Source organism: Streptomyces sp. NPDC056987 (assembly GCF_042673865.1).
Lineage (GTDB): Bacteria > Actinomycetota > Actinomycetes > Streptomycetales > Streptomycetaceae > Streptomyces.
The window spans coordinates 142,256-161,251 of the sequence record NZ_JBHURV010000018.1 but is presented as its reverse complement, the minus strand read 5'-3'; the positions used below and the strand labels follow the sequence as shown (position 1 = coordinate 161,251).

Here is an 18,996-nt window from a genome sequence, read left to right as displayed (position 1 = left end):
CGGCGGCCGGCCGGTGCCGGCGGTCGGTCGGTGCCGCGCTCAGTTGATGCCGGCCCTCAGTCGGTGCCGATGCTCAGCGGGTGCCGGCGCTCAGTTGGTGTTCAGCGTGAGGCCGTAGTACGAGAGCGCGTCGTCCAGGGGCTGGAAGTAGGAGGACCCCGGCGAGTTGACGCTGCCGGTGCAGCGCTGCGCCGACGGGCCGCCCGAGGTCATGCCCTGGGCCTGGTTGCCGGAGATGTACGCGCCGCCGCTGTCGCCGCCCTGGGTGCAGACGGAGGAACTGCCGAGCCCGGTGACGACGGTGTCGGGGCCGCCGTTGGCGTCGCTGTAGGTGACGGTCACGTTGTACGAGTTGACCTTGCCGCAGGTCCAGAAGGTCGTACGGCCCGACTTGCACAGGGCCGCGCCGGAGGAGGCCCGCTTGCTGCCCTGGACGGCGACGGTGCCCGCGCTGCCGTACGTGCCGACCTGCGTGGCTATGGAGTTGCCCGAGTCCACGGCCGCGATGCCCATGTCGACGCTGCGGCTGCCGACCGCGAAGCGGGTGCTGGTTCCCTTGGCGAAGCGCGTGCCCTTGTACGACAGGACGGGCAGGTCCTCGATGCAGTGGCCCGCGGTGACGAGGTACTGGCGTCCCGACGCGTCCCGGGCGCCGTATCCGACCGAGCAGACATAGCCGTTGAAGGACATCTCGTCGCCCGGGGTGACGACGGCCTGCGTGGACAGCTTCTCCTTGCCCTCGATCACGCGGACGGCGTCGCCGTGGGCCCGCGCGGCCTTGAGGAAGGACTTCGCCGCCGCGCTCTTCGCGCTGTTGACCTCGACGGTGACGGTGTCGGAGGCGAGATCCACCGACCAGGCGGTGACGCCGGCCGGGGTCTGCCGCAGAGCCTTGGAGTCCAGCTCGGCCTTGATACGGTCCAGCGCGGCCCGGCCGTGCTCGGCCACCCGCGGGGTCAGGCCCGCGTCCTCGATGCGCTGTCCGGCGCGGGCGTCGGCGGCGTTGACGACGAGGGTGCCGGCTCTGTCGAAGAAGGCGCCGTCCGTCGCGACCCCCTGCCGGTCCAGCTCCGAGAGCTCGGCCTGCTGGTCCGCCTGACGGTCCAGCCGGTCGACGGCCGCCGTCTCGCTGACTCCGAGCGAGGTGGCCAGGGCCTTGACCATCGCCGGGTCGTAGCGCTCGGCGGTCTGTTCGCCCGCCTGGGCTCCGGTCACGACGGTGACGGAGAGCAGCGCGCCCGCGGCCACGGCCGCGAGAATGTTCCGGGAGACTCGCACAGTCATTCCTTCCGGTTCACGGAACACACGGCCGTGCATGGGGGGAGGAAACCGGCGTGGGGAAGCCGGTTTCACAGAGGGGGGAGCCGTGTGTCCGGCGGCAACCAGGTTGCTTGGTTACCGCGTTGGGAACTCTGGCCTATTTTCTCGGGCCGGTTCAAGGGAGTTCCGTCGGCTGAAATTCAACAGAGTTGACCCGCACTGTTGAAACGGCTTCGGAAGAAAGGAAAGAGAAGAACATAACGGGCGAGGGGTGCGGTGAATGTGCCCAATTGGCGTGCTCGTGGTGCTCGCCACCCCACCCGTGCGCGGAGCTCCACGCGCACGGGTGTGCCGCGACGCGGGTACGCGGACGCGCGTGGTAGATTTTGTATACTCATTGTATGCAACCGTGGGGGAAGCCGTGACGTCAGGCCGCGAGAAGGCGTACGCGTTCCTCAAGGAGGAAGTCCTCACCGACCCCGATCTCCAGGGCGAGTTCCTCTCCGAGCAGGAGATCGCGGACCGTATCGGTGTCTCCCGCACGCCCATCCGCGAGGCCCTGCTGCTGCTCGCCGCCGAGGACCTGGTCCGGCTGGTCCCCAAGCGCGGCGCGCAGATCGTGCCGCTCTCCGGACGGGAGATCACCGAACTGATGGAGCTGCGCGGCATCGTCGAGCGGTACGCGGCCGAGCGCGTCGTCCCGGACGGACAGGCCCCCGTGGCGGAGCTGACCGCGCTGCTGGAGCGCCAGCGCACGCTGAGCGGTCCCGAGCACGCCAAGGAATTCATCGCCGTGGACCACCAGTTCCACGCGACGATGGTCGCCGCCGTGGGCAACGAACTGCTCGCCCGCCACTACGACGGGCTGCGCAGCCGGCAGATCAGGGCCGGAGTGGTGGCGCTCTACAACCGGCAGGGCCGGCAGGAGGCCGTGCTGCGCGAACACCGGGCGATCCTGGCCGCGATCGCCGAGGGTGACGCGGGGGCCGCGTGCACCGCGATCGACAGCCATCTGGAGACGACCCTCAAGGTCCTGCTCGCCGGCTAGCACCTGATCCGGACGCGGGCCCGCATCCGGGTCCAGGCGCGCATCGGGGTCCGGGGCCTGTTCCGCTCGGCGGACAGGCCCCGGACCGGTGCCTCAGCCCCGCCCGGCCAGACGCCGGTTGGCCAGTACGGGAACGGCCCGGCGGACGGCCGCGACCTCCTCCGGGTCGAGGTCGGCCAGCAGCATCCCCGGTGCCGCGCCGAGTGACTGCCGTACGGTCCCGTCGGGGCCGATGACCGCGCTGTGGCCGATGCCGGTGGGCGCGTTCGACGCCCCCGCCGCGCCGGCGGCCGCCGTGGCGGACGCCGCCGGGTCGGCCTGGCCCACGGCGGCGAGCCAGAGGGTCGCGTCGAGCGCGCGGGCCCGCGTCAGCAGCTCCCACTGCTCACGCTTGCCGGGCCCCGCCCCCCAGGACGCGAGGAGCAGCGAAACGACCGCGCCCGCGTCCGCGTGGGCCCGGAACAGCTCGGGGAAGCGGACGTCGTAACAGGTCGCGAGGCCGATCCGGACACCGTCCACGTCGATGGTGACGACCTCGGAGCCGGGCGCCACGCTGTCGGACTCGGCGTAGCCGAAGGCGTCGTAGAGGTGGATCTTGTCGTACGACGCCTCCACCCCGGGACCGGTGGCCAGCAGTGTGTTGGCCACCTTGCCGTCGGGCGCGGGGGTGAACATCCCCGCGACCACCACGAGCCCGGTGTCCTTGGCGATCCTGCGGACCTCCTCGGCCCAGGGGCCGTCGAGCGGCTCGGCCACCGGGGCGAGCGGGGTGCCGAAGCAGGCCATCGAGGCTTCGGGGAAGACGACGGCGCGGGCGCCGCCGTCCGCCGCGCGACGGGCCTCTTCGCGGAGCAGCCCGAGGTTCGACTCGGGGTCGGGGCCGGTGGTGAGCTGGCTCAGCGCGATGCGCATGGGCGGTTCCTTCCGGGTGTACGGGGCGGACGGGCGGATGCCATGAGTGTGCGGGTGCTGTGGTGCGTGGTGCTGTGGTGCGGTCAGCGGGTGGCCGCGCCGTCCGGTCGTACGGACCCGTCCGCGGCGTCGGCCGGGGCGGCCGGCGGGCCCAGCGGGTCCTCCTCGTCGGTGGCCGATCCGTCGCGGCCCAGCCACACGCCGGCGATCGTGACCACCGCGGTGATCACGATGTAGAGCGCCAGCGGGATCCACGAGTGGTAGGCGTCGAGCAGCGCCGTGAACAGCAGCGGCGCCACCGCCCCGCCCACGACCCCGGCCAGGGTGTAGGCGAGCGAGGAGCCGGTGTAGCGCAGCCGCGGGGAGAACTGCTCGGAGATGAAGGCCGCCTGCGGCCCGTACATCAGCGAGTGGATGGCGAGCGCGACCACCACGCCGAGAGTGAGCAGCGGCCAGCTCCCGCCGGAGGTCAGCGGGAAGAACACGAACGGCCACACCCCGGCCGCGGCCGCGGAGAGCCCGTACAGCAGACGCCGGTTGACCCGGTCGGAGAGGGCCCCCGCCAGCGGGATGAGGAAGAGCTGGAAGGTGGAGCCGATCAGGACGGCGGCCAGCGCCGAACCGCGGGACATGTCGAGTTCGGTGGTCGCGTACGTCAGCACGAAGACGGTGAACAGCGCGTACAGCACATCGGGGGCGATCCTGCTGAGGATCGCGGCGGCCAGCGCCCGCGGATGGGTGGTGAAGACCTCCCTGATCGGCGCCTCGGGGCGCTTCTCCGCCGCCTCCATGGCGAGGAAGACCGGGGTCTCCTCCAGCTTCGTACGGATCCACAGCCCGAAGACGACCAGGACCCCGGAGAGCAGGAACGCCACCCGCCAGCCCCAGCTCATGAACTGGTCCTCGGTGAGCAGCAGGCCCAGGGCCGCGAGGACGCCGTTGGCCAGCAGATTGCCGGCCGGCGGCCCGACCTGCGCGGCCGAGGCGTAGAAGCCGCGCCGCCGGGGATCGCCGAACTCGCTGGACAGCAGTACGGCGCCGCCCCACTCGCCGCCGACGCCGACGCCCTGCGCGAAGCGGAGGATCACCAGCACGATCGGGGCGGTCACCCCGATCGTCGCGTACGACGGGAGCAGACCGATGAAGAGGGTCGCGACGCCGATCAGGACGAGCGTCGCGATGAGCACTTTCTTGCGGCCGATCCGGTCACCGAGGCGGCCGAAGACGAAGCCGCCCAGCGGGCGGGACACATAGCCCACGGCATACGTGGAGAAGGCCAGGAGCGTGCCGGTGGCCGGGTCCTCGGAGGGGAAGAACACCTCGCCGAAGACGAGGGCGGCGGCCACGGAGTAGATGGCGAAGTCGTACCACTCCAGGGCGGTTCCGGTGAGGCTGGCGAAGAAGGCGCGGCGGACCGCCGAGCCGCCGGGCGGGGGCTGATCCGTACGCGTACTGGTGTGGTTCACGACATCCGTCCTTGGGTGGGGCGCGCCGCCATCGGGGGAGGGCGCACTGTCGACCTTCCGGCATACTTCTTGTATACAGGTGGTATGCGCAAGCCTTCCGCGCAAAGTTAACCTCGCCGATACCGCGAACGATGTGGAGAACCCCCATGGCGCTGCTCACCTTCGAACTGCCCGACGGCACCACTCGGCAGGCCGATGTCGTCCAGGTGCTCAACGCCGGCTATGCGGGCCGCAGCCAGGACGACGTGGCCGCGCACGTGGCCGAACTCGCCGAGCTCGGCGTGCCCGCGCCGTCCGTCACCCCCGCCCTCTACCCGGTTTCCCCGTACCTCGCCCAGCACACCGAACGGGTCAGCGCCCAGCACGGCCGCACCTCCGGCGAGGCGGAGTGGGCCCTGGTCGTGGACACGGAGGGTGAGCTGCTGCTGACCGCGGCCTGTGACCACACCGACCGTGAGCTGGAGGTGCACGGGGTGGCGTGGAGCAAGAACGCGGGCCCGGACGTGCTCGCCCGCCGCGCCTGGCTGCTGGCCGACGTGGAGGACCGGCTCGACAGCATCACCCTGCGGGCCTGGGTGGGCGCCGCGGGCCGGGAATCGCTCATCCAGGACGGCACGCTCGCCGAACTGCTCACCCCCGCATACTGGGCCGAGGTGCTGCGGGAGCGCGGCGACCTCGTGCCCGGCACGGTGCTGATCTCCGGCACGATCCCCATGGTCGAGGGCGTCGACCAGTTCGCCGACCGCTGGCGGGTGGAGCTGGCCGACCCGGCCACGGGCGACACGATCGGGCTCGCGTACGACGTGGTGCGCATGCCGGCGCCGATCGGCTGATCCGTCCGCCCTGACCGGAGCGGTGGGCGGGCCCTGTGGGAGCCCGCCCACCGCTCCGGCCGGATCATGGCCGGGCGTTCCCAACGGGCGGAGTCGTGTGTAGCGTCTAGGGGCCCGCCGGAATGACGGCGGAACGGCAGGTCACAGCCGCCGATCCGCTGGTGGACCGGCCTCCGCGACCCGCTCGACCTCACAGGAGAGTCCTTTGAAACGACCGCCCTACCTCGCCGCCGCCGACCGCTACGCCGGCATGCGGTTCCAGCGCAGCGGTCTCAGCGGCGTACGGCTGCCGCAGGTCTCCCTCGGGCTGTGGCACAACTTCGGTGACACGGCCCCGCTGGAGAAGCAGCGCGCCGTGCTGCGCCGCGCCTTCGACCGCGGTGTCACCCACTTCGACCTGGCGAACAACTACGGCCCGCCGTACGGCAGCGCCGAGGCGAACTTCGGGACGGTCTACGCGCAGGACTTCCGGCCCTACCGCGACGAGCTGTTCCTCTCCACCAAGGCCGGCTACGACATGTGGCCGGGCCCCTACGGTGAGTTCGGTTCGCGCAAGCACCTGCTCTCCAGCCTCGACCAGTCGCTGAGCCGGATGCGCGTCGAGTACGTCGACCTCTTCTACTCGCACCGCTTCGACCCGGACACACCGCTGGAGGAGACGGTCGGGGCGCTGGCCTCCGCCGTACGGCAGGGCAAGGCCCTGTACGCCGGGCTGTCCAACTATCCGCCCGAGCAGATGCGGCGCGCGTCCGAACTCCTCAAGGAGCTGGGCACCCCGCTGCTGATCAACCAGCACGCGTACAACATGCTCGACCGGGGCATCGAGCGCAACGGGCTGATCGCCGCGTCCGACGAGGTCGGGGCCGGGGTCATCGCCTTCTCGCCGCTCGCCCAGGGGCAGCTCACCGACCGCTATCTCAACGGGGTGCCCGCCGACTCGCGGATGGCCGTCGGCCACTTCCTGAAGCGGGACGCGCTCAGCGAGGAGAAGCTGACCCTGCTGCACGCGCTCGACAAGGTCGCGGGGGACCGGGGCCAGACCCTGGCCCAGCTCGCGCTGGGCTGGGTGCTGCGCGACGCGCGGGTCACCTCGGTCCTGATCGGCGCGAGCAGCGTCGCCCAACTCGACCAGAACCTCGCCGTCCTGGACGCCGCGCCCCTGACGGAGCCCGAACTGACCGCGATCGACGCTCTGCTGGCGGACGGCGGAGCGACGAAGTCCTGAAGGGGTACGGAGCGGTGACGCCGTGCGGCGGTGACGCCGTGCGGCGGTCCGGCGGTCAGAGTTCCCGGCGGAAGGCCGTCAGGAGCTGCCGCGTATGGTTCGCCGGCTCCGCGAGGGTGACCATCCGGTCCATCGCCTGCATGTGCGCGGACACCTCGTGGGCCTCGTCCAGATAGAGCGCCCCGGTCAGATACTCGATGTACACCATGTCGGGCACCTCGGGGATGCCGAAGCGGAAGAGGACGAACGGGCTGTACGCACCGGGGTGCGGCCCCGCGCCGAACTCGGCTATCTGGAGCGTCACGTTCGGCATCTCGACCGCCTCGATCAGCCGGTCGATCTGGGCGCGCATCACGGCCTTCGAGCCCACGGCCCGGCGGAGCACCGTCTCGTCCAGAACGGCCCAGAACGCCGGGGCGTCGGCGCGGGTGAGCAGCGCCTGTCTCTCCATCCGCAGGGCGACATGGCGCTCGATCCGGAGCGGGTCGGCGGTCCGGCCGACCGCCCCCGTGGACAGGACCGCGTGCGCGTACTCCTCGGTCTGGAGCAGCCCCGGCACGAAGTGCGGCTCGTACGAGCGGATGGTCTTCGCGGCCTCTTCGAGGCTGACGTACCCGCTGAACCAGTCCGGGAGTATGTCGTGGAACCGCTGCCACCAGCCCGGCTTGTTGGCCTCCTCGGCCAGCCGGAGGAAGACCTCGGTGTCCTGGGGGCCGACCCCGTACTCGGGCAGCAGGAACTGGAGATAGGGGATCTTGAGGGAGACCTCGGCGGTCTCCATCCGGCGGACGGTGGCGGCGGTGACATGGAGCAGCCTCGCCGACTGGTCCCGGCTGAGTCCGGCCTTCTCACGGAGCGTCTGGAGCTGTCTGCCGAGAACGAGTTGCCCGATGGTCGGGGCCGACCGAGGCTCACTCACACTCCACCCCCGAGAACCGGTGCGCCATACCGGCGAGTCTGCCACAGCGGTACCGGGGTGAGGAGGCCCTGTTGACGCCCTGTGAACGGATCGTGCGTCTCGGCCGGTTCCCGGGGGCCGCGGATCCTCTACACCCTTCCGCGCGGCCACGCAGTCGAACGGTCGAATTCGTGCATATTCGGGTCCACTCGGCGTGCTGCGGGTCTAGGCTCGTCACGTGACCTGGGCGCTGCCCGAGAGGGGGAGGGATGCCGGTGCACCGGCCGGAGCAGATGGTCGCTCTCCCGCTGCTGGAGCGTGAACCCGAACTGGCCGCCGCGGCCCGCGCCGTGGACGCCCTGTGCGCGACCGTGCCCACCGGCGGGGTGCTCGTCTACCGGGGCGCGGCCGGGCTCGGCAAGACCGCGCTGCTCTCCGAGGTGCGCCGGCTCGCCGCCGGGCGCTGCGCCGTGTGGGCGGCGCGCGGCGGCGAGGGGCTGACCTCCGTACCGTTCCATGTCGTACGGCAGCTCCTGCAGCCCGCGCTCGTGGTCGCCGACGCCCGGACCGAGCAGGGTGATCGGGCCGGTCACGCCGACCGCGGTGAGCACGACACGTACGGGGCGGCTTCCGGTCTCCTCGGCGAGCGGTACGAGATAGTCGGCCCCGCGCTCGGGATACTGCCGCCCGGTGACCAGCCCGCCGATCCGCAGGGCGTCAGGGACGGCCTGGACGCGCTCGTCGAACGGCTCGCGAAGGTCCACGGCCCGCTCCTGCTCACCGTGGACGACGCCCAGTGGGCCGACCTGGAGACCCTGGCCTGGCTCGCCTCCTTCGCGCGCAGCCCGGGGCGCTCCGTGCCCGTCCTCGTGGTCGTCGGCTACCGCACCGAGGAGGCCGTCGGCGAGGCCGAGGAACACCTCAGGACGCTCGGCGCGGCGGCCAGACTGCTGGTCACCCTCCGGGAACTCACCCCCGATGCCACGGCCGGGCTCACCCGCGCCGCGCTCGGGGAGCGGGCGGACGACCCGTTCTGCCGCGAGGTGTGGGCGGTGACCGGCGGCAACGCCTACGAGACCGTCGAACTCCTCGCCAAGGTACGGGACAGCACGCTCGACCCCGTGGGGACCAATGCCGGCGAACTGCGCGCCCTCGGCGCCTCGGCGCGCGGCACCGGCCTCATCGCGCGGCTGGAGGAACTGGGCACGGCCACCACCCGGTTCGCCTGGGCCGCCGCGATCCTCGGCACGGACATCTCCCTCGACCTGACCGTCTCGCTCGCGGGCATGAGCGACGAGGAGGCCGCCGAGTGCGCGGAGCGGCTGCGCGCCGCGCGGATCCTCGTCGGCACCGACCCGCTGGAGTTCGTCCATCCGCTGATCGCCGGGGCCGTCTACCGCGCCATCCCGGCGGGCGTGCGCGCCGCGATGCACGGACTCGCCGCCTGGGCGGTCTCCCGCAGCGGCCGGGGAGCCGCCGCCGCGGCGCCGCACCTCCTCGAAGTCCACCCCGACGGCGACCCCGAACTGGTCGAACAGCTACGGGAGGCCGCCGCCGAACACCTCGCGGTCGGCGCCCCCGACGCGGCACGCCGCTGCCTCGAACGGGCCCTGGCGGAACCGCCGTTGTCCAGCGTACGGGGACCGCTGCTGTACGAGCTGGGCTGTGCCACCCTGCTGACCTCGCCCGCCACCACGGTCGGACATCTGCGCGCCGCGCTCGACACCCCGCATCTCGACGACGCCCTGCGCGTGGACGTGGTCTTCCGGCTCGCGCAGGCGCTGACCCACAACAACCAGACCGGCGACGCCGCCCATGTCGTGGCCACCGAGGCCGCCCGCACCCCGGACGGGCCCGTCAGAATGCGGCTCCAGGCCGCGCACTTCCTCTGGGAGGGAGTCCAGGCCATCGAGGAGGACGGCCCGGACCGGTCGCGCCGCCTCGCCCGCACCGCGGCCCCGCTCACCGGGCGGGACAACACCGAACGCGTCCTGCTCATGCTGCGCGCCTTCGACGGGACGGCCCGCGGCGAGAGCGCCGAGGAGATCGTCCAGATCGGCGAACGGGCCCTGAAGGACGGCGCCCTGCCGCCCGGCGTCGGCTGGGCCGACCCGGGATGGGGCTTCGAACCCCCGGCCCTCCTCGCGCTCTCGTACGCCTTCGCCGACCGGCTCGACCGCGCCGAGAGCCTGTTCAGCGAGGCGCTGCGCGCCTTCGAGATCTCCGGCTGGAGCGGCGGCCACCTCGCCTTCGCCCACGCGCTGGTCGGCTACGTCCACCGCAGGCGCGGCCGGCTCGCGGACGCCGAGAAGTATCTGCGTGAGAGCCTGCGCCTGGCCGACCGGGTCGGCAACGGCCTCCCGATGAACTGGGACGCCGTCTGCATGCTCATCGACACGCTGCTCGCGCGCGGCCATGTCGACGAAGCGGAGGAGGCCGCCGAGCGGTACGCGTTCGCGCCGCCGTACTCCTCCACGATCGTCATCCCCGACGCCCCCTCGGTCCGCGGCAGGCTGCTGCTGGCCCTCGGCAGGAAGGACGAGGCCGTCGCCGAACTGGAGGCGGCCGGGCAGGCGTTGCTGGCCCGGGGTCGGCACAGCGTTGTCATGGCCCCCTGGGCGATCGACCTCGCGCGGGCCCTCGCCGACGACGATCCGCGCCGCGCGGCCCAGCTCGCCGCGTACGCCAGGGACCGGGCCGAACGCTTCGGCACGCACACCGCCATCGGGGTGGCGCTCTGCTGCACGGCGTCCCTGAAGGACGGCCCGGAACGGGTCGAGCTGCTCGCCCAGGCCGTGGCGCATCTCGAAGCGTCGCCGTGCGCGTACGAACGGGCCGTCGCCCGGGTCGAGTACGGCATCGCCGCGGGGTTCCACGCCGAACTGTCCTGTGGGCTCGAACTCGCCGAGAGCTGCGGCGCCGACGGTCTCGCCGCCCGGGCGCGCCGCGCGATGGACTCCCACCACGCCCAGCGCTGAGACGCGGACGGGGGAGGGGCGAGGGAAGCACGGGGCAGGGGCGAGGGAAGCACGGGGCAGGGGCTCGGGGAGGACGGGCGGTAGGCCCGGGGAGGACGGCCGGTAGGCTCGGGCGGGACGCCCATCCGTGACAGGAGACCGGCCCCCTTGCCCCACCAGCCCGACCACCGCACCGACCCCGGCCATGCCCAGGACGGCCCCGCGCTCGACGACCCCGGGCTGCGGGCCGACTGCGCGAACTGCTTCGGACTGTGCTGCGTCGCCCTGACCTTCGCCCCCTCCGCGGACTTCCCCGAGCACAAGGCCGCCGGGAAACCCTGCTCCCATCTCCGCACCGACTTCCGCTGCTCCGTCCACCGCGAGCTGCGGCAGCGCGGCTTCCGGGGCTGCACGGTCTACGACTGCTTCGGCGCCGGACAGAAGATCTCCCAAATCACCTACGGGGGACAGGACTGGCGGCAGGCCCCGGGCACCGCCGACGAGATGTTCGCGCTCCTCCCGGTGGTGCGCCAGCTCCAGGAGCTCCTCCGGTATCTCACCGAGGCGCTCACCCTGGAGCCGGCCCGCGCACTCCACGGCGAACTCCGCGCCGCGCTGGAGGAGTTGGAACGCCTCACCCTCGCCGACCCCGCCACCCTGCTGGCCCTGGACGTCGCGGCCCGCCGCGCCGCCGTCAACCCCCTGCTGCTGCGGACCAGCGAACTCGTCCGGGCCCAGGTCAAGGGCAGGAAGAAGAACCGCAGGGGCGCCGACCTCCTCGGCGCCCGGCTCAGGGCCGCCGATCTGCGCGGCGCGGACCTGCGCGGGGCGTATCTGATCGCCGCCGATCTGCGGGGCGCCGACCTGCGGCTGGCCGATCTGATCGGGGCCGACCTCCGGGACGCCGATCTGCGCGGCGCCGATCTCACCGGCAGCATCTTCCTCGTCCAGACCCAGGTCAACGCGGCGCGGGGCGACGCGGACACCCGGCTGCCGCCGTCCCTCGCGCGCCCCGCCCACTGGTAGCCGCCGCGGCCGGCCGGGGGGCCGCCCCGTCCCCGCGCTCAGTGGCCGTCCCCGGCGCCCCCGCCGCGTCCGCGCCGTACGAGGAAGAGCGCGAGCGCCGCGAGCGCGGCCGCGCCGATGAACGCCACCGGCAGTACGGTCCCGGTCACCGGCCCGGCCGCCGCCGCGTGGGCCGCGGGAGCCGGCGTCGGCGTCGGCGGGTGGGCCCGTACCGCCTTCTCGACCACCCCGGGCTCGGGACCCGCCGCCTCCACCGTGGGACGCGGCGGCAGCGGCGCCGGAGGCGGCTGGAGCGATCCGACCGGGGTCACCCGGCCCTGAGCCTTGAACCCCCAGTCCAGGAGTTCCCTGGCCTCCTCGTACACGGCGTGGACGCCGCCCCACTGCGGGTTCATCACCGTCACCAGCAGGGTGCGGTCGCCGTGCCGGGCGGCGGCGATCAGGGTGTAGCCGGCCTCCGTGGTGTAGCCGTTCTTCACACCGATCAGCCCCGGATACGCCTCGACCCCGTCGGCCCCGGTCAGCAGCCGGTTGGTGTTCATGATGCCGAAGTTGCCGCCGTAGCCGGGGAACTCGGCGTCGACGGTCGAGCTGTAGCGGACGAAGTCCGGCGAGGCCAGCCCCGTACGGCCGAAGACCGCCAGGTCGTACGCGGAGGAGACCTGGCCCGGGGCGTCGTAGCCGTCGGGCGAGACCACATGGGTGTCGCGCGCGCCCAGCAGCTTCGCCTTGTCCCGCATCTGCTTGACGGTCGCGTCCAGGCCGCCGTTCATCTCGGAGAGGACCCGCACCGCGTCGTTGCCGGAGCTGAGGAAGACACCCCGCCACAGATCGGCGGCCTCGTACCGCACCCCGGGGACGACCCCCACCGTGCTGCTGCCCGGACCGATGTCGTCCAGTTCCTCGTCCGTCACCAGGCGCTCGGCGTGCTCGGAGACCCGCGGCAGTGTGGTGATGGCGAAGAGCGTCTTGAGGGTGGAGGCGGGCGGCAGCGGACGGTGCGCGTCCCGCGCGGCGAGCACCTCTCCCGTACGGGCGTCCGCGACCAGCCAGGAGAGGGCGGAGAGTTCCGGCGGCGCGGGGGTGCCGCGCGCGGGCCTGGCCTGTACCCCGGAGCGGCGCAGCAGTGAACCGTCCCGGGCGGCGGCGTCGTCGAGGGAGCCGGCCGCCCGGCCCGGCGGCGTCGGGGCGGCCGGGCGGGACGCGGCGGCCGAGCCGCTCGGGGCGGGTGCGCCCGGCGCGCCGGGCGGGGCGCCGGCGCCGGGGAAGCCCGCGATCACGGCGCCCGCGGGCAGACCGGGGGCGCGTACGGCCGGATCGGTACGGGAATCCGCTGCGGCCGGCGGGGACACCGGCAGGAGGACCAGCAGGCCGGCGGCGAGGGCGACGGTGCCGGAGAGCGCGGAGCGCGTCACGGGTCTGATGATCATCCCGCCACGGTAGGAACGGACCGCGCCGCGCGCCCCTCGCGTGGGCCGACCGGATGTATCACCGCCCCGGTCGGCCCCTCCGGGGCGGGCACCCGATCGGGTGACAGGGCGGGGCGCCACCGGGGCGGGGCGCCGTCGGGGAGGGGCCGACCGAGGCGGGGCCGCCCCGTCAGGTTCCGGCGGGCGCGGGGTCGGCGGCGGGATCCGTGCCGGAGCCCGGCTCCCCGCCGTCGCCGGGCTCCGGCGCGGGACCGTCGCCGGGCCACCGCGCGAGGCCGTCCCCCGGCTCCTGTACGAGGCCGTCCCCGGGGCCCCGTACGGGCCCCGTCGCGACGCCGATGACCTCGGTGCCGATCACGTCGAGCAGGGCGAGCTTGTCGGCGGCGTCGGTGCCGGATGCCGCCGAGTACGCGGCGATCCGCAGATCGCACCCGGGCACGGTGAACGTGTCGCAGTCGACCGTCACCGGTCCGACATCCGGGTGATGGACGGTACGGGTCGCGCTGTCGTGCACACCGGCGATCCGGGAGTTCCAGAGCACCGCGAACCGGCTGCTGGCGCGCCGCAGCTCACCGATGAGGAAGCGCAGCCGTACATCGGTCGGATAGCGGAGGGTGGCCGCGCGCAGGTCGGCGACGAGCGCCGCCTCGAACCGGGCCTCCTGCTCCGGGGTGTGGACGATCCGGCTCGGCCGGCCGGTGAAGTGCTGCCAGGCGGCGTTGCGCCCGCGCGGCGGGACCTGCGCGGGGTCACCGACCAGCGCGGCCCACAGGGGATTCCAGGTGATCAGGTTCCAGGACGCGTCGTACACCCCGATCGGGGTCCCCGCGAGGCGCCCGAGCAGCCGCCGTACGCCCGCCGGAACACGGTCGGGGACCCGGCCCACGGCGGGCGGGGACTGCCCGGCGAGCAGGAAGAGATGCCGGCGCTCGTCGTCGGAGAGCCGCAGGGCGCACGCCAGCGACGTGAGGACCTGTGCCGACGGAGAGGTGGCCCGTCCCTCCTCCAGCCGGACGAGATAGTCCACGGACAGCCCGGTCAGCCGCGCCAGTTCCTCGTGGCGCAGCCCGCCCGTCCTGGCGGGCTCGTCCGAGGGCAGCCCGGCCTCGGCCGGGGCGAGCCGGTCGCGCCAGCGGTGCAGGGCCGTGCCCAGCTCTCCGTGTCGGGTCATGGGGTCAGTATCAGCGCGTACGGCTGCCCCCGCCTGATACCGGCCGGTACCCGGAGAGGGCCGGGCCCGTTCCCGGGCGCTCCGCCCCGTCGCCGGGGCGCGGGTTCCCGGACGCGGCGATCCGCGCGGAGTGCCGCGAGTAGCCGCCAACTCTGCCCGAACGCCGGTGATCGGGACTACCGTTGATCCGGAACCGTGGCGCCGGGCGTCCTCGGACGACGGCCGTGGACCGGCCGGTCCATGGACGTGCCGGGCCACAGACCTGCCGGACTGCGGACCGGCCGGGCCGCAGATCAGGGGAGCGGGGGAGCGGGACATGCTGGATCCCATGTCACTGGCGGCGATCACCGCGGTGCTGGGCGCCGTGGGCGCGGGGCTGGCCAACGAGGCGGGGAAGTGGGCCTGGGAATCGGCCGGCGGCCTGGTGCGGCGGATCGCCGGGCAGGAGGTGGCCGCGCCCACCGGACCGGCCGAGCTGTCCGCCGTGGCCCGCCTCGTCCACGAGGGCGTACGCCACGACCCCGCGCTCGCCCGCGCCTGGGCGGCCTTCGCCCGTACGGCCCCGCTCCGGGCGACCGCGGACGGCGTCCCCGCGCTTCCGCCGTCCGTACGGTTCTTCACGGACCGTCAGGGACCGATGCGGCTGCTGGAACGCGAGGCCTCGCGCAAGGCCGACGGGCGCCCCCGGCTCGCGCTGGTCCACGGCCCCGAAGGCATCGGCACCAGCGCCCTCGCCGTCCACTGGGGGTGCAAGGAAGCCGCCCGGTTCCCCGGCGGACAGCTCTACGCCGATCTGCGCGGCGCCTCCGCGGGCACCGCCGTCGACAGCACCGTGGTGCTGCGCAGCCTGCTGGTCCAGCTCGGCATGGACCAGGACGACGTACCGCCGGGCGCGGCGGACCGGCAGGCTGCCTTCCGCCGCTGTGTGGCCGACCGGCGACTGCTCGTCGTGCTCGACCACGCCCACTCGTCCGCGCAGGTCCGGCCGTTGCTGACCGCCGCGCCCGAGGTGTTCACGGTGGTGGTCGCGCGTCGGCCGCTGCCCGGCCTCGACGCCGTACCCGTCCCGGTCGGACCGCTGTCCGACAAGGACGCGCGCCGGCTGCTCACGGATCTCGCGGGCGGCGACACCGTGGCCGGCGCCCGGGACGTACTGCCGCGGGTGCTGGAGCGGTGCGGCGGCTCGCCCTACGCGCTGCGGGCCGCCGCGCCCCTGCTGTCGGAGCCGGAGCATGCGCCGCTCTCCGGCCCGGGTGAGCCCCGGCACCGTACGGAGGAGGGCCCCGCCCTGCCCGCCGCCGACCCGGTCCGTGCCGCGGCGGAAAGGACGTACCGCGGGCTGGAGCCCGGTGCGGCCAGGGTCTACCGGCTGATGTCGCTGCGGGAATGGCCCGCGCTCGGACCGGCCGTCGTCGCGGACGTCGCGGGGCTGTCCGAGGCCGAGGCGGACCGGATCCTCGGAGCCCTGGCGGACGGGCAGTTGCTGGAGCTCACGGACTCCGGCCGCTTCCGCTACCGTCCCGCGGTCCGCGCCCACGCGGAGGAGACCGCCTTCCGCACGGACGGCATCGCGGCCTGCTCGGCGGCCCTGACCGGCACGGTGCGGTGGTATCTGCGCCTCGCCGTACGGGCCCGGCTCGCCGCCCTGCCCCAGGCGTGGGCGATCGGCCGGCTCTACGACGAACTGGCGGCGAGCCCCGGCCCGTACCGCGACGCGGGCGAGGCGCTCACCGTCCTCCGTGCCGAGCTGGGCAACCTCGTCCAGGCCGTCCTCGCCGCCGAGGAGTTCGGCGATCCCGACTCCGTCCACCAGCTCTGCCAGGCGCTCTGGCCGCTCCAGCTCAAGGCGGGCCACCACGACGAGATCCTGCCGGCGCTCAGGGCGGGGGCCCGGGTGGTGGACGCCCACCACCCCGGATCCCGGCTGGCCGGGCGGATGCATGTGCTGCTGGCGCTGAACCTGCTGGAGCTGCGGGAGGACGAAGAGGCCGAGTCTCATCTGACCGCCGCCGTACGGGCCGAGGAGGCGGCCGGGCACCGGCGCGGGCAGGCGACCGCCGTCGAGTCCCTGGGCCTGCTGCGGCTGCGCCAGTGGCGCTTCCAGGAGGCGTACGCGTGCTTCGACGAGGCGTCGGCGGTCCTGGACGGGGCGGGGACCGACGGCGAGGGCGCCCGTGATCTGCCGCGCGCCCGCGCCCTGCTGGAGCGGCACCGGGGCCGGGCCCTGCGCGGACTCGGCAGGTTCGCCGAGGCCCGGGAGCGGCTGGAGACGGCGCTCGGCTTCTTCGGGACCGGCGCCGATCCGTACAACACGGCGCGGACGCTCACCGATCTGGCCGAGACACATCTCGCCGAGGGCAACCCGGAGGGAGCGCTGCCGCTGATCGACGAGGCGGCGGTCACCCTCGACAAGGAGAAGGCCGCCCACCACCTCGCGCATCTGCGGGCCCTGCGCGAGCGCTGCCTCAGCGCCCTTGCCCGGGACTGATCGGTGTGACGGGGAGGACCGGCGTGACGGGGAGGACCGGCGCGGCGGGAACGGCCGGTGCGTGGGGGACGGCCGGTGCGTCGGGGACGAGCGGCGTGACTGACACCCGGCAGGCGCCCGCGCCGGTCCGTACCGTCATCCCGGCCGCCGTCAGCTCCGCCGGAGCCTTCCCCGAGGCCAGCCAGGCGTGGAGGGCGGAGGCGTAGGCGGCGGGGTCGGCCCCGGACAGGGGACCGCCCGGGAGACCCTCCGGGACACCGTCGGAGAGCCGCACCAGCACGCCCGCGCGGGTACGGACCGTGCACGCCCCGTCCTCGGTGACGAACGCCGCCAGGGCACTGTGCGGATGGCGCGCCAGCACCTCGTCGGTCCACCGCGCCGGCCCGCCGAACCGGGGGTCGTCCGCGGCGCCGTACCGGAAGATCACATCCGCCAGGGCGAGACGCCCGGGGTCCAGGGTGTCCTCGTGCACGGCGAGGTGGGTGTCCCCGTCCGCCGCGGGCTCGGAGCGCGGATCCGCGTAGCGGTCCACCTCGACCTCGTACGCCCCGGTCAGCCGGGTCACCACCCTCAGCGGGGCCGTCCGGGTGACCCGTTCGCAGGGCGGCAGCGGCAGCGGGTCGAGCAGCGCGGGCTCCACGGGCTCGGGGATGCCGATGACCCGGTAGAAGTGGCGCCGCAGCAGAGCCGCCGCCGCACCGGGGACCGACGAGACCAGCTCCGCGGGGCCCGGTTCCGGCGCCGGGACCGGCGGCCGGCGCTCTCCTCCGCCGAGCAGCGCCTCCAGCTGTGACCGGAGCGGCGCGTGGGGCGAGAGCCGGGGTGCCTGCCGTACGAACGCGGCCACCGGCGACCCGGCGTCGAGACCGTCCACCGAGGCCGCGCCCAGCAGGACGGGGGTGCGCAGGGCGGCCCCGTAGTACGTCACGGAACCGGCGTCCCCGATGATCACATCGGCCGCGATCAGCGCCTGGCGCCACCCCTCCAGGGGGTCCACCAGCGCCAGACCGCCCCGGCGGGCCCGGTCCAGCCAGGCGCGGATCTGCCCGGGGCCGTGACCGTGCCAGATGTTGGGGTGCAGTACGGCGGCCGAGCGGTACTCGTCGGCGGGCAGCTCGGCCGTCAGGCGCGGCAGCAGTGCGGGCAGTACGTCCTCGGCCCCGCCGTCCCCGAAGAGGGAATCCGGGTTCCAGGTCGAGCTGAGCAGCACGAGCCGCTGGCCCTCACGGACGCCGAGGGCCCGGCGGAAGCGCTCGCGGTACGGGACGGCGGCCAGCAGGCGGTCGAAACAGGGGTCGCCGGCGAGGACGGCGGTGGGAGCGGCCTCGGGACAGGCGGCGCGCAGCCGCGCCGCCTGTTCGGGGTGGGAGAGGACCATCGCGTCCGCGACCGGTGCCCCGTCGGCGAGCAGCCACTCGGGGGAGAGCCCGAAGACGGGTGGGGCGGCCTCGGCCGAAAGGCGCCCGGTGTCCGGTGTCCGGTGTCCGGTGTCCGGTGTTGCCAGCCTCTTATTGTAGCCAACGCCGTGCGAGAGGACGGTCAACTTTCCCTTTATCGCGTGGAGTTGGCCGCCGAAGCTCGCCGAGATCGCCAGGTCCACCGGGAGGGAGGCCGCCTGCTCCCACGGAAGTACCGGTACCCCCGTCTCCGCCAGCAGTTCGGCCACCCCGGCCTGGAACGGTGACGAACCCGTGCACGTGGCGAGCAGTTGGACGCGCAGGTCGTCCCGGAACAGCGGGAGAACGTCCAGCAGCCGGGTCGCCGAGGTCACGTTGTGCACGACGAACAGCACCCGCCGGCACCGTCCGCGCGTCGTCCACCGCGCCGAACCGGTGCCCACCGGCACCCGTATCCACTCGTCCACGCCGCCGCGACCTCAGATCGCGAGTTCGGACTCGATCCGCTTGAGGTTGTGGCGGGCCAGCGCGAGGTTGGCGCGGGTGCGGTCGAGCGCGAGGTAGAGGAAGAGTGATCCGTGGCTGGAGATGAGCGGCCGGATCAGGTGGTACTGCTTGCCGAGGGTGATCAGGATGTCGACCACGCTGTCCTCGATGTCCAGTGTGGCGAGGGTGCGGATCTTGGCCCGGACGACCTCGGTGTTCCCCGCCGCCGCGACCTCCAGGTCAAGTCCCTGGCCCCCGCCCAGCGTTCCGAGGGACAGCCCGCTCTCGTAGTCGACCACGGCCACACCGAGGGCGCCTTCGATCGCCATGGCTTCTTTGAGCGCGGTCTCAAGGTTCATCGCTGTGGTCCTGTTCTACGAGCCGAAACTTTGCGGTCGA

At 73.7% G+C, this 18,996-nt stretch carries 14 protein-coding genes; 6 read left to right on the top strand and 8 right to left on the bottom strand.

Annotated elements, in window-relative coordinates; translation table 11 throughout:
• Window positions 1-90 precede the first annotated feature (90 nt).
• Window positions 91-1,284, bottom strand: a complete 1,194-nt coding sequence (locus ACFTZC_RS21770) for a S1 family peptidase (RefSeq protein ID WP_382892105.1) — start codon at window positions 1,282-1,284, stop codon at window positions 91-93.
• 397 nt (window positions 1,285-1,681) lie between these two features.
• Here ACFTZC_RS21770 and ACFTZC_RS21765 point away from each other — a divergent pair, with 397 nt between their 5' ends.
• Window positions 1,682-2,308: a GntR family transcriptional regulator gene (locus ACFTZC_RS21765; protein WP_382892103.1), complete on the top strand. Its 627-nt coding sequence runs from the start codon at window positions 1,682-1,684 to the stop codon at window positions 2,306-2,308.
• Window positions 2,309-2,401: 93 nt separating this feature from the next.
• Here ACFTZC_RS21765 and ACFTZC_RS21760 read toward each other — a convergent pair whose 3' ends face one another.
• Both ACFTZC_RS21760 and ACFTZC_RS21755 read right to left on the bottom strand, forming a co-directional pair.
• Entirely contained in the window at window positions 2,402-3,220 is an 819-nt protein-coding gene (locus ACFTZC_RS21760) for a carbon-nitrogen hydrolase family protein (protein ID WP_382892101.1), read from the bottom strand.
• A gap of 83 nt (window positions 3,221-3,303) precedes the next feature.
• The gene (locus ACFTZC_RS21755) at window positions 3,304-4,686 is read right to left on the bottom strand and encodes an MFS transporter (RefSeq protein WP_382892099.1); all 1,383 of its coding nucleotides are present in this window, start codon (window positions 4,684-4,686) and stop codon (window positions 3,304-3,306) included.
• A gap of 146 nt (window positions 4,687-4,832) precedes the next feature.
• Here ACFTZC_RS21755 and ACFTZC_RS21750 point away from each other — a divergent pair, with 146 nt between their 5' ends.
• Window positions 4,833-5,519, top strand: a complete 687-nt coding sequence (locus tag ACFTZC_RS21750) for a DUF2848 domain-containing protein (protein ID WP_382892097.1) — start codon at window positions 4,833-4,835, stop codon at window positions 5,517-5,519.
• Window positions 5,520-5,769: 250 nt separating this feature from the next.
• Window positions 5,770-6,744, top strand: a complete 975-nt coding sequence (locus ACFTZC_RS21745) for an aldo/keto reductase (protein WP_382892143.1) — start codon at window positions 5,770-5,772, stop codon at window positions 6,742-6,744.
• A 55-nt stretch (window positions 6,745-6,799) separates the two neighbouring features.
• Here ACFTZC_RS21745 and ACFTZC_RS21740 read toward each other — a convergent pair whose 3' ends face one another.
• Complete coding sequence (locus ACFTZC_RS21740; RefSeq protein ID WP_382892095.1) at window positions 6,800-7,663, bottom strand: helix-turn-helix domain-containing protein; 864 nt, start codon at window positions 7,661-7,663, stop codon at window positions 6,800-6,802.
• A gap of 248 nt (window positions 7,664-7,911) precedes the next feature.
• On the opposite strand from ACFTZC_RS21740, the gene ACFTZC_RS21735 reads away from it, so the two are divergent.
• The gene (locus tag ACFTZC_RS21735) at window positions 7,912-10,620 is read left to right on the top strand and encodes an ATP-binding protein (protein ID WP_382892093.1); all 2,709 of its coding nucleotides are present in this window, start codon (window positions 7,912-7,914) and stop codon (window positions 10,618-10,620) included.
• Window positions 10,621-10,767: 147 nt separating this feature from the next.
• Window positions 10,768-11,625 (top strand): pentapeptide repeat-containing protein, encoded by an 858-nt coding sequence (locus ACFTZC_RS21730; protein WP_382892091.1) that lies wholly within the window; start codon window positions 10,768-10,770, stop codon window positions 11,623-11,625.
• A 38-nt stretch (window positions 11,626-11,663) separates the two neighbouring features.
• Here ACFTZC_RS21730 and ACFTZC_RS21725 read toward each other — a convergent pair whose 3' ends face one another.
• The gene (locus ACFTZC_RS21725; protein WP_382892090.1) at window positions 11,664-13,055 is read right to left on the bottom strand and encodes a D-alanyl-D-alanine carboxypeptidase family protein; all 1,392 of its coding nucleotides are present in this window, start codon (window positions 13,053-13,055) and stop codon (window positions 11,664-11,666) included.
• A 169-nt stretch (window positions 13,056-13,224) separates the two neighbouring features.
• Window positions 13,225-14,226: a helix-turn-helix transcriptional regulator gene (locus ACFTZC_RS21720; RefSeq protein ID WP_382892088.1), complete on the bottom strand. Its 1,002-nt coding sequence runs from the start codon at window positions 14,224-14,226 to the stop codon at window positions 13,225-13,227.
• 316 nt (window positions 14,227-14,542) lie between these two features.
• Between ACFTZC_RS21720 and ACFTZC_RS21715 the strand changes: the two genes are divergently transcribed.
• Window positions 14,543-16,714, top strand: a complete 2,172-nt coding sequence (locus ACFTZC_RS21715) for a tetratricopeptide repeat protein (protein WP_382892086.1) — start codon at window positions 14,543-14,545, stop codon at window positions 16,712-16,714.
• On the opposite strand, the gene ACFTZC_RS21710 is transcribed toward ACFTZC_RS21715, so the two are convergent.
• Window positions 16,692-18,578 carry a hypothetical protein gene (locus ACFTZC_RS21710; RefSeq protein WP_382892084.1) on the bottom strand — a complete coding sequence of 629 codons (1,887 nt, stop codon included), beginning with the start codon at window positions 18,576-18,578 and terminating at the stop codon, window positions 16,692-16,694. The two genes, ACFTZC_RS21715 and ACFTZC_RS21710, sit on opposite strands and share 23 nt — an antisense overlap.
• A 12-nt stretch (window positions 18,579-18,590) precedes the next feature.
• Window positions 18,591-18,956, bottom strand: a complete 366-nt coding sequence (locus ACFTZC_RS21705) for a hypothetical protein (RefSeq protein ID WP_382892082.1) — start codon at window positions 18,954-18,956, stop codon at window positions 18,591-18,593.
• Window positions 18,957-18,996: the final 40 nt, after the last annotated feature.